Genomic DNA, 14,380 nt, shown 5'->3' with positions numbered 1-14,380 from the left:
TTGTTGTATCCTCCCTTTCGATTGATTTACAACACTTGAGGAACGCGATTTTGTTCGGCAAACCCAACTTCCTCACGAAGACTGGTGAGAGCCTCTGTTGGGCATACATCAATGCATTTCAGGCAGCCCTTACAGTATTGATAATCTATTCCCAGCAGCTGCTGCTGTTGGCGTCCACGTTTATCTTCAGTGGTCTCCCACACAAAACAAAAATCAGGGCAAACATTGTCGCAAGCTGCACAGCTAACACACAAATCTGAATCAAGTACCGGCAGCATACCAGACCGCGAACCGCTCAAATCCTTTAGAGTGCTGTTGCCTTGAGCTGTAATAACGCCGCCGGGCAGCTGTGTAAGATAGCCAAGTGCGGATTTGGCACGTATGAAAGGTTTTGCTTCGGTACCTTCTGGTACTTCATAGGTCTTAAATTTCACTTCATTGTAGCCGCGATCGAAAGTACGGATATTCGGCTCTACCAAGTGCGGGTATTTGTTCTCAAAGGTTCTACGGATTACCTTACGCATCGCTTCCGGATCGAGGAAGTCGCAGATACGGAACATAGCGCCAAGCATGGAGGTATTTACCTTGGTTTTCTCTTCAACGGCTATCCCCATGGCATCCACTAATGCAATCGTGCCGTATTCAAGCTTCAGACTAGCGCGAACCTCATCGAAGTCACGTGAGGTGTTAACCAGTACAACTCCATCTGGCTGCATGCCGCTTACCACATTTACTGTCTTGTACAGGGCTTCATGAAAAACCGCAACCAGATGGGGCTCCTCAATTGGACTGTGGTCCCTGATCTCAACCTCTGGATCGCAGAAGCGAACGAAGGTTTTAATGGGGGTGCCTTTTTTCTCGGAGCCGTAAGACGAGAAGTTGGCTGCATTGAAGCCAAGTTCAATAGCGCCTGTCTCAGCAAGCATTTTCCCCGCAAGGTTGGCACCAAGTCCGCCGATGGATTCAAGACGGATTTCGTAAAAACCTAGCGCATTCTTTTTTGGCAAAGTTGACATTAGATCTCCTCCTTATAACGTGAAAATATTCACTTACTTTATTAAAATGATGTTCACAGCATTAGCTTTTATCTGGTGTGCGAATGAAGCTGCAGTGATCCCCTCTACTGAGTTCAATCTTAAATCCAGCGGCTGCGATTCTCATTTCAATACAGTTCCTACAATGTGAAGCTTCGTCGCCCATGCAAATCTTGTTCTCATACAAGGCATATTTCTCGCGAACATTGAGCGGGGAAAGAACAGGCATAACAACATTGCTTCCTGCCAAAAGCGCCTTCTCCCTGCCTTCTCTATCCAGAGTCCCCATTGCCGTGGTAGCAGGCATCAGAGCATCTGGAACGAGTAATCTTGCCATGGCAATCATCACGAGCGTGTCCTCTACAGTTCCACCTTGAGCATCTTTAAGCGGTGTTGCGCTATGAGGGATGAATGGACCTATGCCGATCATTTCTGGATGGAGTTCTTTCAGAAATAGCAGATCCTCTGCAAGATGCTCGTAGGTCTGACCCGGAAGTCCAACCATAAAACCGGCTCCAACCTGGTAGCCAATATCCTTCAGAGTCCGCAAGCAGTTCAGACGGTTATCATACGACATCCCTGGATGCAAAGATTGGTAAAGCGAACGTGAGGCTGTCTCATGCCTTAGCAAGTATCGGTCAGTTCCTGCATCAAAAAGCGCTCGGTAAAAAGCTTCGCTTCGTTCTCCAATGGACAAGGTGATTGCCACATCAGGATAATGAACCTTTATGTTCGTGACTAAGCGGACCATCCGTTCTTCCGTGAAGTAAAAATCCTCTCCACTCTGCAAGACAAACGAACGATATCCAAGACGATATCCCTCAGCCGTACACTCCAGAATTTCTTCCTCAGTCAGCCGGTAACGATTGGCCCTGGAATTGGACCTGCGCAGGCCACAATATAGGCAATCCTGCTTACAGAAGTTTGAAAATTCTATCAAGCCTCTCATGTAAACGCTTTCCTGATAGTGCTTCTTTCTAGTTTGTGCTGCTAGAATGTACAAGCGATCTTTGAGGTCAGGAGTTAGATTCTCAAGGAAATACACAATCTCTTCCTTAGTCAGCTCATTCTGCTCAACTAATTTGCCGAGCAATACCTCCATTGGGGCGTATTCCTCCATTCCGTATGCTGGCTTTGGTGAACTACTTTTCTCTCAATCTTTGTCAAGTGAACAAGTTGGAATTAACAATGAATTACTATAGATTATGCTTAGTATGAGGGTTACATGTCGGTGTGATCTGCAAATTTTTGCTTTTTACGTATTTCTAAAAAAGCTCATCCATTAGGAACTGCAAAACCAACAGCGTATGTTTGTACTAGAGGGGGTTGATGAGGAATAAATTGAAATTTAATCTGTCTTTATTATATTTTGTAAATACTGACTCTGTATGTGAGAACTATCATTCGCACAAAATAATTTACTAAAAATATCCTGGAATGGAAAGGCGCTATTTCGCCGTTTATTCCATTATGATAGTTTGATATGAAACGGTTAAAAGGAAGAGGAAAAATGATGAAAGATAAAGCTTCCAATTGGATCATGCGAAGGTAAAAGCCCCCACTTGCCCAGCATTTATTGCGAACAGGCGGGGGCTTCCTTTTGGAATTAAGAACCAGAACCTTCGCCGTGGCCCAGTTGCAGCTTCAGCCCTGTTACCGCGAGGGTCACATTTCCAGGGAGAATGTAGTCTTTTCGGAAATCTACATCATGCGACATATGAGTATACACAGCACGAATGGGCTGTACGATGTCCAGCAGTTCTGCGGCTTCGGTCATGTCATAGACTGAACGGGTGGACAGCTCGGCAGATTCATAATAAAAGCTTGTTCCCAGTACCAGAAGGTCCGCCCCGTGCATGTGCTCCGTTTCTTCCTCCGAGAGGGAGATGGAGTCGGGGCAATAGATCCAGGTGTAACCGTCCTTCTCCAGTCTGTAGGCATAGGAATAACCGTTCTTCCCATGGTTGACCCGCCAGGTGCGGATCTGCCAGCCGTCCAGCACAAGACCATCATCGCACGGAATCATATCGATGTGGCCGCCAAGCCACGGATACTGACGCTGAATTACCGGTATTACTTCCGCTGGCGCGTAGAGTTCCCCTCTGTAACCCATCCAGCGGCAGCTGTCTGCCCATTCCGGCAGTCCTCCGATATGGTCAAAATGCGCATGCGTCACCAGCAGCCTGCGCATGCTGCGCTGCCCCTGCAGCTCCATCTGGCGCCGCCAGTCCGGGCCGCAGTCTATCACCCAGAAATCACTGCCGTTATCTATAAGCACCGAGGAGCGCAGCCGGATATTCTCCCCGCTGCTTCTCGCCTCCATGCAGGTCTCACAGCTGCAATATACCCGGGGTACGCCCATGGCGTCCCCGGTCCCCATAAATACCAATGTGTCCACAAGCCAGCCCTCCTTAGATTTCGCATCACACACTCACGAGTGTTCAGAAATACCTTTTTATTATAGAACAGCTCAGCCACCTATTGCATCCTGCAGGAAAAAGGAGAGCGGCCCGGCAGAAGAACAAAAAAAGAGCGGCCTGTCTACAGGCCCGCCTGCAGATGAGACCACTCTTTTTCATGTACAATTCCCTTGTTCTCTTCCTTACTCATCACATACGAAGTCCAGTTCCTAGATTCCAGCCAGCACCTGATACCAGATGCCCCGCTTTGAATACAGGGTCGTGCGGACCTCATCCCAGCCGCCGAGATATGAAATATCGAACAGACCCGCAGGAACCGGATAACGGCTCTCATTCTCTGCATAGACCTGCTTGTCAACGGGCCGGAACCCGTATTTGGCAAAGACCTCCTGCGCTTCCGGTGTTGTCAGATAATCCACCAATGCGCCTGCAGCCTCACTGGTGCCATGCTCTTTAGCATATTTATCGACGACCGCAGCCGGATTTTCAATCAGGATCGTATTCTTGGGAATCACCACTTCATAGTGCACACCTTGCGCAATCCGGGCCAGCAGCTCATTCTCGTAAGTGACGATTACATCACCCACCCCGTATTCAAAAGCCGCCATGGATGCCCGTCCGCTTTTATCCAGAGACTCGACGTTAGCGTGTATGCTCTCCAAAAACGCTTTGGCGGCAGCAGGGTCCTTCGTCCCTTCCTGCTCCTCAGACAGCTTCAGGCCCGCCCCGTAGATGGCGTTAATATCCCACTGTGCCCCGCCGGAGGTCTTCGGATTGGGATAGAGCACCTTCACTCCCGGCTTCGCCAGGTCAGCAAAATCATAAATGCCCTTCGGGTTGCCCTCCCGGGTACCCAGCGCCACCACTGATCGGGTCACCATACCATCCATCCCATGGTCCTTCCAGCCAGATTCAACAAGTCCCGCCTTGACCAGCTTCTCCACATCGCCTTCCATCGCCAGCAGCGTCACATCGGCTTCAAATCCGCCCACAATGGCGCGTGCCTGGGTTCCCGAAGCCTCATACGACTGCTGAAAGGTGAGGGTCTGGCCCGTCTTGGCCTTCCACTCGGCTGCGAACAGGGGCAGAATCTCACCCAGAGCATCCTTCGCCACACTATAGGCTCCTACCACCAGCGTAAGATCACCTTGCTGCGGACTCTCAGCCGCCGTGCTTTCCTTCCCGTTCCCGCAACCGGCCAGGGCCAGCGCTAGCATCGCCAGCATTAAGGCAGCCAGCCAGCCGTGCAGTTGTATGCTCCTATTGAAAAGCCTCATCCCGGCGACACATCCTTTGCAAGATAGCCCCCACATAGAGGGGATCTGATTTCGAAGCTTACCCAAGTACTTATTTAGATAAAGACAGGCATTGGATCTTCCTTTAATCCATTTTCTTGAATCCAGCTTCGTTCGTCATTGAACAAGTAGGCGCGGTGGACAAGCACAGCAATTTCCTGGCCTGGTGTAAGGGTTTCTTTCTCCAGAGAGCGGTAGGTCACCAGCTTGTGGCCGTTCACTTCCACTTCAACCAGCCATTCACTGCCGCGGAAATGCAGATGCTTCACGATACCCTGCTCCGTGGCGGAGGCCATTTTGAATTCATTAAGATTGCCTACTTCAATGTATTCCGGACGAATCAGTGCCTTTGTAGGCTTGCCGCCGCCAGCGTTCTTGAAGCCCTTCAACTCGGATGTGCTCTCGATCAGCGTCGATTCTCCGATAAAGGTGGCCACAAACGGCGTTTTCGGCTCTTTATAGATATCCCAGGGTGTACCCTTTTGCTCTAACCGTCCCTGATTAATAATCATAATCTCATCAGCTACTTCAATCGCTTCATCCTGGTCATGGGTTACGAAAATAGAAGTGATACCCACGCGCTCAATCAACTCGCGGAGCCATGAACGCAGCTCCTGCCGGATCTTGGCATCGATCGCAGCGAACGGCTCATCCAGCAGCAATAGCTGCGGCTCAGGTGCAAGCGCCCGGGCAAAAGCGACCCGCTGGCGCTGCCCGCCAGAGAGCTGATGTGGATAGCGCTTCTCAAAGCCTTTCAGTCCCGTAAGCTCCACAAGCTCCGCCACACGGTTCTGGATCGTATTTTTGTTCACCTTTTTCACCTTAAGGCCAAAAGCGATATTCTCGTACACGGTCATATGCTTGAACAGCGCATAGTTCTGGAACACAAAGCCGATCTCGCGCTCCTGGGGCGGAAGATTATTGACAGTCTTGCCGTGAAAAATAATCTCGCCGCTGTCCGGTGTCTCAAGGCCCGCCAGCATGCGCAGGATCGAGGTTTTGCCGCCGCCGCTTGGACCGAGTAGGCCAATGAGATGGCCTTTGGTAATTCCGAAGTTGACATCCTTCACCGCATGAAAATCTCCAAAATGCTTATCGAGTCCCCGGACTTCTACATGCATATTAATGCACTTCCTTTCTTCTTTTGCTCCATTCCATAAGCAGCAGCAGACCCGCAGAGAATGCGGCGAGCACCAACGCTATACCGCCCGCAGCCGTTACATTGAAGTTCTCGACATCCTGATAGACCAGCGTAGTAGCTGTCTGGGTTTTGTTCATGATATTTCCTGACACCACCAGCACAGCCCCGAATTCACCCAGTGAACGCGCCACCGTCAGAATTACACCGTAGATTACAGCCCAACGGATCGAGGGCCAGGTTACCTTCCAAAAGGTAGTCCAGCCATACGCACCGAGCGTTGAAGCCGCCTCCTCCTGCTGGGACCCGATCTCCTGCAGCACTGGCATGACCTCACGCACCATCAGCGGAAAAGTCACGAAGAGTGTCGCAATGACCATTCCCGGAAAAGCATATACAATTTTCATCCCGATTTGTTCAAATACAGCACCCAGAGCACTGTCCGGACCGAGCAGGAGCACAATCATCAGTCCGCCAATAACTGGAGATACGGCATAAGGCAAATCTACGATGCTGTTGAGCAGCCCTCTGACCCGTCTTCCCATCCAGTCCGCCCTAACCAGATACAGTGCCATCATAATGCCAAACAGCGTATTAAACAGCGTGACCACCACAACGACGAACCCTGTCATCATCAGCGCATGTAGCGCCTCCGGCCGGGTCAGCGCATCCCAGAAGCCGCCGAAGCCTTCACTGAAGGCGCCGATCGTCATTTTACCTAGAGGGGCGGCAATGAGCAGGAAGAACACCAGATAAGTCAGTCCGATCCACAGTTTCCTCATGCTCTTCTCCCCCGCATCTGCAGCATATTGATCAGCCAGAGAATGAGAAAGGACAAGGTTAACAAAATTATAGACACTGCTGCGGCCCCGACGGGATTGTCACTTTCAACTTCACCGAAAATAAACACAGAGGACACCAGCGTACGCCCCGGAATATTGCCCGCTACGAGCACCACGGCTCCGAATTCGGCAAGGGCCCGGGAGAATGCAAGCATGCCGCCGCTAATCATCCCAGGAGCCATGGAAGGCAGAATCACCTGACGGAAGACCCGGCTATGTGTAGCTCCCATCGTATAAGCTGCTTCCTCTTCAGAAGGGTCCAGTTCCTCCAGCAGCGGCTGTACCGCACGGATCACAAATGGAAAAGTTACAAAGACCATGGCAATCACAATGGCCGGCTGGTGAAATACGATTTCGAATCCCAAGGCTTCCGCCATTCCGCCGATCAGACTGCCCGGACCCAGCAGCAGCAGAATCATCAATCCGCCAACCGCTGTCGGCAGTGCGAAAGGCAAATCCACCAGACTGTTCAGCAATGCCTTGCCGGGAAATTGATACCGGATCAGCACCCAGGCAATCATTGTGCCGAGCAGGACATTAATGACTGTAGCTATGACAGCAAGCTTCAATGTCAACAGAACCGATTTCCAGGCGATCGGGTCGCTGAGGCTCTCGGCAAAATTCCCAAACCCAAGTGAAAACGAGTTGTAATAGACACCGAGTATCGGCAGAACAATCAATACAACAAAATAGAGAAGTATGGTCGTGCGGAATCCCCAGATCCAGCCTTTGTGTCTAAGCAGCGTATTCAAGAATAAGTCCCCCCACCTCCGGCTTACCGGTCGGTATACTTGCCATTACAGCCATAATTATTCCTATTAATATACTTGGTTTAAAGTTATCACTACTTTACCAAATGCTACTTGCCCCCGTCAATTACTTTCCTGCCGATTTGGGGTAAAATATAGTATATTGCCAACACAGAGAGGGGATAACGTTATGCTGCACACTATGGAGATCAGTACCAGCAAACGGGATGAACTGCGTGACATCACCCGTGAAGTCATTTCGTATGTCAAAAAGAGCGGCGTACAGAATGGTATCATCGTCATCTATTGCCCGCATACCACAGCTGGAATAGCTATTAATGAGAATGCCGACCCGGATGTCAAACATGATGTGCTGATGAGACTGGACGAGGTTTTTCCTTGGGAGCATCCCAAATACCGTCATGCAGAAGGAAACACAGCCTCCCATCTTAAATCCATCACCGCCGGCCCCTCACAAAGTATTATTATCCATGAAGGCGCACTTCTGATGGGGCGCTGGCAAGGCATTTATTTCTGTGAATTCGACGGCCCAAGGCACCGGCAATGCCACTTTAAAATTATCGAGGGTTAAAAAGCCTCAGGCAGCGAATCTCCAATGGGTACTTCCTCATCTGACAAAAATAGCGGCTCCGCCTATTTCCGGCGGAGCCGCCTTTTATGCAACTCAATATATTGAATATATGCTTTCACACTTTCACCTTTGAAAGTTATAACAAGGCAACGCGCTAAACTGTGAAGAGATAAAAAAATACAGTACCTATAAACTGCGGCTTAGGACCTTGACATGCATGAGTGCGGCCTGCCTGACATCTTCGAACGAAACCTTATCCTGGATATAATAAGAGATAAATCCGTGTGCGGACAAGAACAAGGTTAGTGGGATGCTCTGCCAGTCTTCAGATACATACCCCTCTTCTTTCATGTGAGAACGTACAATCCCTGCGAATAACTCAAAACATCGGCCCTGTTCCGCTCGGCAATAAGCAAGCAGCTCCTCGTCACGGATCATGAACATAATTTCATACTGATAGGGATGATCGAGTCCAAACCGGATAAATTCCAGAATAAGCTGTTCCACCCGGGTCATTCCCGGTTCAGGAGGACTCTGCATCACTTGATTCAGCAATGTGGCTACACGATTGAAATCCTCGACGACAATAGCGTAGAACAACTCCGCCTTTTCCTTGAAGTGATAATAGAGCGACCCATGGCTGTACCCCAAATGCTGACCAATGCTGCGCATCGATATGGCCCGGTATCCTTTGGTGATAAATAAATGCCTGGCTGCCTCCAAGATTCTTTCCCTCGACAACTCCTGCTCGACTGCTCTTCTAGCCATATCTTATTCCCCTTCGCTGTAGTAAAGCCGCCGCCCTTCTGTAACCAGCGCCTGCCCCTGGGTAAGATCCGTTATCCATGCCATAAATGCGTCGCCTTCATCATTACGCGGCAAACACAGCAGTTTAACCTTATCCGTAAATAAAGTATCCCCAGTCTGTATGCCTCTTCCTCTAAGCTCGTTCTCCACCTTGCCTAGCCAGGTATAGTCGATTTCAACGAATACCTCCCGCCTAAGCACACGGGTGATCACTTCTCCTGCTTCGAGTGCAAGCACAGCGCCGTCCGTATAAGCCCGGATTAATCCGCCTGCCCCCAGCATAATGCCTCCGAAATAACGGGTGACAACAATTGCGACATTTTTAACGTTCTGGCTGCGAATTACTTCCAAAATCGGTTTCCCGGCCGTTCCACTCGGTTCCCCGTCGTCCGATTGTCTCTGGATCTCGTCCCGCTCACCAATCATATATGCTGAGCAGTTATGTGTGGCATTCCAATGCTGCTTCTTGATATTCTCGATAAATTGTACCGCTTCTTCTTCGTTCTCTACCGGCATAACATGGCCGATAAAGCGTGATTTACGGATTACGACTTCCCGGGAACCGGGAGAGCGCACCGTCCGGTAATGTTCCAGCATCATTATTCCATTCCTAACATCTATATAATTACTTGATATATATGAGGAGCAGGCCATGGTATAGGATTACCTATGGACTGCTCCCGTGTGTTCACTGCTAGTATGAATGATCTGCGATGTTCAGCAATACTATTCGGTAAGTCTGGCTTCGAGTTCTGCTTTTTCTTTCTCGTAGCCCGGTTTGCCGAGGAGCGCGAACATGTTCTTCTTGTATGCTTCTACGCCCGGTTGGTCAAATGGGTTAACGCCCATCAGGTATCCGCTGATGCCGCAGGCTTTTTCAAAGAAGTACACCAGGTAACCAAAGGTATAAGGCGTTTGGTCAGGGATGGTCACGATCAGATTCGGTACTTGTCCGTCTGTGTGGGCCAGCATTGTACCCTGGAACGCTTTTTTATTGACAAAGTCCATGGTCTTGCCTGTCAGGAAGTTCAGACCGTCCAGATCATCCGGATCATTCTCAATGGATACATGATGCTGAACCTGTTCAACCTGAATGACTGTTTCAAAAATATTGCGGTTACCCTCTTGAATGAATTGGCCCATGGAATGCAGATCCGTGGAGAAATCAACAGAGGATGGATAGATGCCCTTGAAATCCTTGCCTTCGCTTTCGCCGTACAGCTGTTTCCACCATTCGGATACAAAGTGCAGGGAAGGCTCGTAGTTAACGAGAATTTCTGTTGTTTTGCCCTTGCGATACAAAGCATTGCGGACTGCCGCATATTGATAGCTCTGGTTGGTAGCCACATCAGGATTGTTGAACTCATCGGCTGCGGCTGCGGCCCCTTGCATCATTTCTTCGATGTTAATTCCGGCTACTGCGATTGGCAGCAGGCCTACTGGTGTAAGTACGGAATAACGTCCGCCTACATCATCAGGAATAATGAACGACTCATAGCCTTCTTCATTTGCAAGCTTCTTGAGTGCGCCCTTCTCCTTGTCAGTAGTAGCATAGATACGTTTGCGTGCTTCTTCTTTGCCGTATTTCTTCTCCAGTGCTGCACGGAAAATGCGGAATGCGATAGCCGGTTCAGTAGTTGTTCCGGATTTGGAGATGACGTTCACGGAGAAGTCTTTGCCTTCTACAAGGTCAAGCAGGTGGGTAATATATGTCGAGCTGATGTTGTTTCCTGCAAAATAAACTTCTGGTGTTTTGCGTTTGTCTTTGGACAGGTTGTTATAGAACGAGTGCGAGAGGGCTTCAATCGCCGCACGCGCGCCCAGATAAGAACCGCCGATACCGATTACGATAAGTACATCGGAATCCCCTTGGATCTTCTTCGCAGCCTGCTGGATACGGGCGAATTCTTCCTTGTCATAAGCTGTAGGCAGATCAATCCAGCCCAGGTAATCGGAACCTGCGCCACTTTTGTTGTGGAGCTGCTCATGGGCCAGCTTCACCGGAGCGGCAAAGTAGTCAATCTCATGCTGGCTAAAGAAAGAAAGAGCTTTGGTGTAGTCAAAATTAATCTTCTTGGACATCGGTAATGGTAACCTCCTGTTTATCTCTTTAGATTTGACACCGTTTGTTACAACTTTATAATAGGATACTTTAATTTACCTTTACTGGCAAGGTCTTAAGGCACATCCCGGGCTTTTGAACCATGTTTTTGAAAGTTTTGTGGAAGCGTTTGCCGCATAGAGCCAGGCACGGTTTTGTGGAACAAGCCCGGGGGGCGTGATAGAATGTAACAAAGCATATCATTTCAAAGAGCGAAGGTGGAAACGGAATGAAACAGATCGGCTTTATCGGACTCGGAACAATGGGAGCACCTATGGCTTCCAACCTGCTGCGCAGCGGATTCGGAGTTACAGTGTATAACCGGACATCCAGCAAAAGCGAACCCCTGAGAGCAGAAGGTGCCCAGGTGGCCGCAACATCACAAGATGCCGCCAAAGGCAAGGATGTTATTATTACCATGATCAGCAATGATGATTCTATCCGTGAAGTATTCTATGGCGAGAACGGTATCCTGGATGTTATCAAACCAGGCGCAACGGTAGTCGATTCCAGCACAATATCTCCTGACTTGGCCCGCGAAATCGCTGCAGCCGTGGAGGAACGGGGTGGAAAGTTCCTGGATGCTCCAGTAACGGGCAGCAAGCCCGCCGCCATTGAAGGTACCTTGGTATTCATGGTTGGCGGCAGTGCGGATGTCATTGAAGAACACCGGGATATCTTCGACTCTATGGGCAGACTGCTGCTGCATATGGGCGGAAATGGCAGCGGGGCAGTTGCGAAGCTGGCACATAACGCCATGGTCGGGATTCATAATGTTGCGCTCGCTGAAGGCTTCTCCATCGCGGTGAAATCAGGCGTTCCCGCTGACAAGTTCCTGGAACTGGTCAAGAACGGATCGGCAGGCAGCAAACAAGCCGAGCTGAAGGGGCAGAAGATTATAGATAATGATTTCAGCAACCAGTTCTCCCTTGCTCTGATGCTGAAGGATCTCAAGCTGGCTTCCTCGCTCAGTGACTCTACAGGCGTACCTTCCCCTATGCTTGGCGTAGCGAAGAGTATGTTCCAGGCCGGGTTCAACCACGGCTTCGGGGACGAAGATCTGTCCGCAGTGGTCAAATCGTATGAAGAATGGATCGGCCAGAAAATCGGCGGCAAAACCGACAAAGAATAGACTTAAGATTCATTCAGAAAATAAGCAAGTGCAATCAGGCGCAGCCGACAACATAGGCTGCGTCTTCCCACGTTTCATAGCAGAATTACTACATAACCATATCAAGGAGGACATACCTATGCTGTCCATTCGTTCAGCTGATCTTCAGGATGCTGACAAGTTAGCGGAGATCCAAAAAAGAACCTTCGATGAGGACGCCCGGCGTTTTCAGAACAAAGCTGAAGACGGACCGCCGGGATATAGCTCCAGTTCCTGGCAGAGCGAGATGATGGAGAAAGGCTTATATTACAAGCTGCTCGCGGAGGACTCCATCATCGGCGGAATGATTGTATTCGCTTCACCCGATGAACAGGAGGTTCATCTCGGCCGTATCTTCATCGACCCGCTGTATCAGAATCGGGGCTACGGGCAAGCTGCATTCCACTTCCTATTTAGCACTTTCCCCAATGCGCACAAATGGACACTGGATACACCCTCCTGGCGTTCAGAAACCAATATTTCTATGAAAAGCTCGGGTTTGTGCAGATTGCAGTAGTTCCGCTCAATGATAGTGGAGAATCACTGATTCAATATGAACGGACCGGACAATTTGAACAGGTACAAAAGAGCCCCGCTGAATAGCAGGACTCTGTAGTTATAGCAGTTATGAATTAGATTGCTTTTTATGGAGTAATTGCAGGTTCTGATGATATTTCTCCAGGTGTCTCCACATCCGTTGCTGGAGTTGCCACAGGTGCTGGAGTTGCCGCAGGTTCCTCTATTGGCCACTGGAGCTCTGCCAATCGCCCGTCGATCCACCAGTTCCCGCTTGGGGTAGAGGCCAGCAGCCAGGTTCCCCATCTTCCTGATACCTGGACGGTTTGCGGAGCTAGCATGCTCACCTTAGGAGAGAAAGCATCCGGATATTTATAGGCGGGTGAACTTACTTTTAATTCAGCAGTTGCGGTAATCTCCTCGATGATTGTCAGCTTTCCAGGGGATGGATGAATCCATCCCAGACCTTCCTTGGCCTGAACCTGATACCAATCCCCCTTCCGGGCAATAACATGAATCTTTTGCGGTTGCAGCTGGGTATGGCCCACTGAGGCTCCTATTGAAGGATACAACTCTGTTCCCCCTAGGAGACTCATGGATTGCTGAAGATACTGCACCTTCTGCTTCTTAAGCCATAGTGAATAGGATTGCATCGCGGTATACAGCCCCACCTGCTTATTCTCAGACCAAATGCTGCTGAACTGGCTTAACGGTACACTGCTCTCGCCGGCATAATTGGCAATCTCAATAGTAAACCCGGGACGGCCATATTCTTGGATGAACCAATCCTTATACCCGCCGCCCGAAGGGTTTTTCTCTGGAGTCACTAGAGAGTAACCTGTCAGGTTGGCAAGTGTCCGGGCCATTGTTTTGTCGCGAGTCAGATTGCTGCTCAGGGTATTGAAATGCCAGAATATGATCTCACCGGAGCTATGGTAGGAAACCGTAACTTCCGGATCAATCTTATGGGTGAAATCCATCATCATCTGCACTTCAGGAGCTTGCCCCGGCTTCTGCCCCTTATAATTCTGATAGGAAGGATACTTAGCTGCATTCTTAATCGTATTCCAGCTTGCCGGATATTGACGATTGAGGTCTATTCCCTGCATATTTGCTTTCCAGCGGGTGAAATTTGTACTATTTCCGTTATACTTACGCAGTGTCTGGGCCAGATTCGCCGGCAACCCCGCTGTGCCTTGTTGGGCCAGCGTCACACCGTCCGGATTCACCATCGGAACGATCCAAATGCTGACTTCATCCAGCAAACTGCGTATATTATAAGCCCCGATTGTTCCATTATTCATATAGGCATCAGCATAGGTATCGATCATTTTCATCAACAAGGAACTTGTCATCCATTCTCTGGCATGATGAGAGCCGTTAAGAAACAGCACCGATTCCCCTCTCCCTAACTTTACAGCCAACAGCTGACGCCCGTATGCAGTCTGTCCCAGCGATTCATAAGAAACCAGGTCAGGGTATTGCTTCACTAATCTATCAATATCCCTTTGCATTATCGTATAGGAATAGACCTGATTGGGGTTCACGATGTTTGCCGATGCCTGTACAGGTCCGGTAATAAAGAATAACGAGACTAGTAACATACAACTGAATAAGAATAGCGTAACCTTATGTATTTCCTTGCAAAATCCTGACTTTATCACATTCACATCTCCCATTCTATCTGCTTGAGGCATGCTGGCCTCTCTGGTAGCTAGAGGAAGTATATGAGAATG

The 14,380-nt window shown here is 49.5% G+C and carries 14 protein-coding genes; 3 read left to right on the top strand and 11 right to left on the bottom strand.

Features of this window, described 5'->3' with window-relative positions; translation table 11 throughout:
• Window positions 1-26 precede the first annotated feature (26 nt).
• From ACAN54_RS12945 to cysT, 7 genes are all read right to left on the bottom strand, one after another.
• Complete coding sequence (locus ACAN54_RS12945; protein ID WP_379155098.1) at window positions 27-1,016, bottom strand: 2-oxoacid:acceptor oxidoreductase family protein; 990 nt, start codon at window positions 1,014-1,016, stop codon at window positions 27-29.
• 61 nt (window positions 1,017-1,077) lie between these two features.
• The gene (gene hydE / locus ACAN54_RS12940) at window positions 1,078-2,136 is read right to left on the bottom strand and encodes a [FeFe] hydrogenase H-cluster radical SAM maturase HydE (RefSeq protein WP_379155096.1); all 1,059 of its coding nucleotides are present in this window, start codon (window positions 2,134-2,136) and stop codon (window positions 1,078-1,080) included.
• Between the two features lie 504 nt (window positions 2,137-2,640).
• Window positions 2,641-3,432: an MBL fold metallo-hydrolase gene (locus ACAN54_RS12935; RefSeq protein ID WP_379155093.1), complete on the bottom strand. Its 792-nt coding sequence runs from the start codon at window positions 3,430-3,432 to the stop codon at window positions 2,641-2,643.
• A gap of 231 nt (window positions 3,433-3,663) precedes the next feature.
• Window positions 3,664-4,731, bottom strand: coding sequence for a sulfate ABC transporter substrate-binding protein (locus tag ACAN54_RS12930; protein WP_379155090.1), 1,068 nt, complete (start codon window positions 4,729-4,731; stop codon window positions 3,664-3,666).
• A gap of 74 nt (window positions 4,732-4,805) precedes the next feature.
• Window positions 4,806-5,870 (bottom strand): sulfate/molybdate ABC transporter ATP-binding protein, encoded by a 1,065-nt coding sequence (locus ACAN54_RS12925; RefSeq protein WP_379155087.1) that lies wholly within the window; start codon window positions 5,868-5,870, stop codon window positions 4,806-4,808.
• A 1-nt stretch (window position 5,871) separates the two neighbouring features.
• Window positions 5,872-6,669, bottom strand: coding sequence for a sulfate ABC transporter permease (locus ACAN54_RS12920; RefSeq protein WP_379155084.1), 798 nt, complete (start codon window positions 6,667-6,669; stop codon window positions 5,872-5,874).
• On the bottom strand, window positions 6,666-7,481 hold the full coding sequence (gene cysT, locus ACAN54_RS12915) for a sulfate ABC transporter permease subunit CysT (protein ID WP_379155081.1): 816 nt from the start codon (window positions 7,479-7,481) through the stop codon (window positions 6,666-6,668). Before cysT ends, ACAN54_RS12920 begins: the two co-directional genes overlap by 4 nt.
• A 187-nt stretch (window positions 7,482-7,668) precedes the next feature.
• On the opposite strand from cysT, the gene ACAN54_RS12910 reads away from it, so the two are divergent.
• Window positions 7,669-8,070: a secondary thiamine-phosphate synthase enzyme YjbQ gene (locus ACAN54_RS12910; protein ID WP_379155078.1), complete on the top strand. Its 402-nt coding sequence runs from the start codon at window positions 7,669-7,671 to the stop codon at window positions 8,068-8,070.
• 186 nt (window positions 8,071-8,256) lie between these two features.
• Here ACAN54_RS12910 and ACAN54_RS12905 read toward each other — a convergent pair whose 3' ends face one another.
• From ACAN54_RS12905 to ACAN54_RS12895, 3 genes are all read right to left on the bottom strand, one after another.
• Window positions 8,257-8,838, bottom strand: coding sequence for a TetR/AcrR family transcriptional regulator (locus ACAN54_RS12905; protein WP_379155076.1), 582 nt, complete (start codon window positions 8,836-8,838; stop codon window positions 8,257-8,259).
• A 3-nt stretch (window positions 8,839-8,841) separates the two neighbouring features.
• The gene (locus ACAN54_RS12900) at window positions 8,842-9,474 is read right to left on the bottom strand and encodes a YigZ family protein (protein WP_379155881.1); all 633 of its coding nucleotides are present in this window, start codon (window positions 9,472-9,474) and stop codon (window positions 8,842-8,844) included.
• A gap of 129 nt (window positions 9,475-9,603) precedes the next feature.
• Complete coding sequence (locus tag ACAN54_RS12895; protein ID WP_379155073.1) at window positions 9,604-10,959, bottom strand: glucose-6-phosphate isomerase; 1,356 nt, start codon at window positions 10,957-10,959, stop codon at window positions 9,604-9,606.
• A gap of 248 nt (window positions 10,960-11,207) precedes the next feature.
• On the opposite strand from ACAN54_RS12895, the gene ACAN54_RS12890 reads away from it, so the two are divergent.
• The gene (locus ACAN54_RS12890; protein ID WP_379155070.1) at window positions 11,208-12,110 is read left to right on the top strand and encodes an NAD(P)-dependent oxidoreductase; all 903 of its coding nucleotides are present in this window, start codon (window positions 11,208-11,210) and stop codon (window positions 12,108-12,110) included.
• A gap of 118 nt (window positions 12,111-12,228) precedes the next feature.
• Complete coding sequence (locus ACAN54_RS12885; protein ID WP_379155067.1) at window positions 12,229-12,645, top strand: GNAT family N-acetyltransferase; 417 nt, start codon at window positions 12,229-12,231, stop codon at window positions 12,643-12,645.
• A 127-nt stretch (window positions 12,646-12,772) separates the two neighbouring features.
• Here the strand turns inward: ACAN54_RS12885 and ACAN54_RS12880 are convergent, their stop codons facing one another.
• Window positions 12,773-14,248: a M14 family zinc carboxypeptidase gene (locus ACAN54_RS12880; protein ID WP_379155064.1), complete on the bottom strand. Its 1,476-nt coding sequence runs from the start codon at window positions 14,246-14,248 to the stop codon at window positions 12,773-12,775.
• Window positions 14,249-14,380 lie beyond the last annotated feature (132 nt).

The sequence above is a fragment of the Paenibacillus diazotrophicus genome (genome assembly GCF_042610465.1).
The sequence above is the reverse complement of the archived record's forward strand: the minus strand, read 5'-3'. Positions and strand labels throughout refer to the sequence as shown.

What these genes read in the sequence shown, in the direction of transcription:
- ACAN54_RS12900 (WP_379155881.1), bottom strand. Translation starts at nt 9,474, where the DNA reads ATGCTGGAACATTACCGGACGGTGCGCTCTCCCGGTTCCCGGGAAGTC.
- ACAN54_RS12925 (WP_379155087.1), bottom strand. Translation starts at nt 5,870, where the DNA reads ATGCATGTAGAAGTCCGGGGACTCGATAAGCATTTTGGAGATTTTCAT.
- hydE (WP_379155096.1), bottom strand. Translation starts at nt 2,136, where the DNA reads ATGGAGGTATTGCTCGGCAAATTAGTTGAGCAGAATGAGCTGACTAAG.
- ACAN54_RS12920 (WP_379155084.1), bottom strand. Translation starts at nt 6,669, where the DNA reads ATGAGGAAACTGTGGATCGGACTGACTTATCTGGTGTTCTTCCTGCTC.
- ACAN54_RS12890 (WP_379155070.1), top strand. Translation starts at nt 11,208, where the DNA reads ATGAAACAGATCGGCTTTATCGGACTCGGAACAATGGGAGCACCTATG.
- ACAN54_RS12880 (WP_379155064.1), bottom strand. Translation starts at nt 14,248, where the DNA reads ATGTTACTAGTCTCGTTATTCTTTATTACCGGACCTGTACAGGCATCG.
- ACAN54_RS12895 (WP_379155073.1), bottom strand. Translation starts at nt 10,959, where the DNA reads ATGTCCAAGAAGATTAATTTTGACTACACCAAAGCTCTTTCTTTCTTT.
- ACAN54_RS12905 (WP_379155076.1), bottom strand. Translation starts at nt 8,838, where the DNA reads ATGGCTAGAAGAGCAGTCGAGCAGGAGTTGTCGAGGGAAAGAATCTTG.
- ACAN54_RS12910 (WP_379155078.1), top strand. Translation starts at nt 7,669, where the DNA reads ATGCTGCACACTATGGAGATCAGTACCAGCAAACGGGATGAACTGCGT.
- ACAN54_RS12945 (WP_379155098.1), bottom strand. Translation starts at nt 1,016, where the DNA reads ATGTCAACTTTGCCAAAAAAGAATGCGCTAGGTTTTTACGAAATCCGT.
- ACAN54_RS12885 (WP_379155067.1), top strand. Translation starts at nt 12,229, where the DNA reads ATGCTGTCCATTCGTTCAGCTGATCTTCAGGATGCTGACAAGTTAGCG.
- ACAN54_RS12930 (WP_379155090.1), bottom strand. Translation starts at nt 4,731, where the DNA reads ATGAGGCTTTTCAATAGGAGCATACAACTGCACGGCTGGCTGGCTGCC.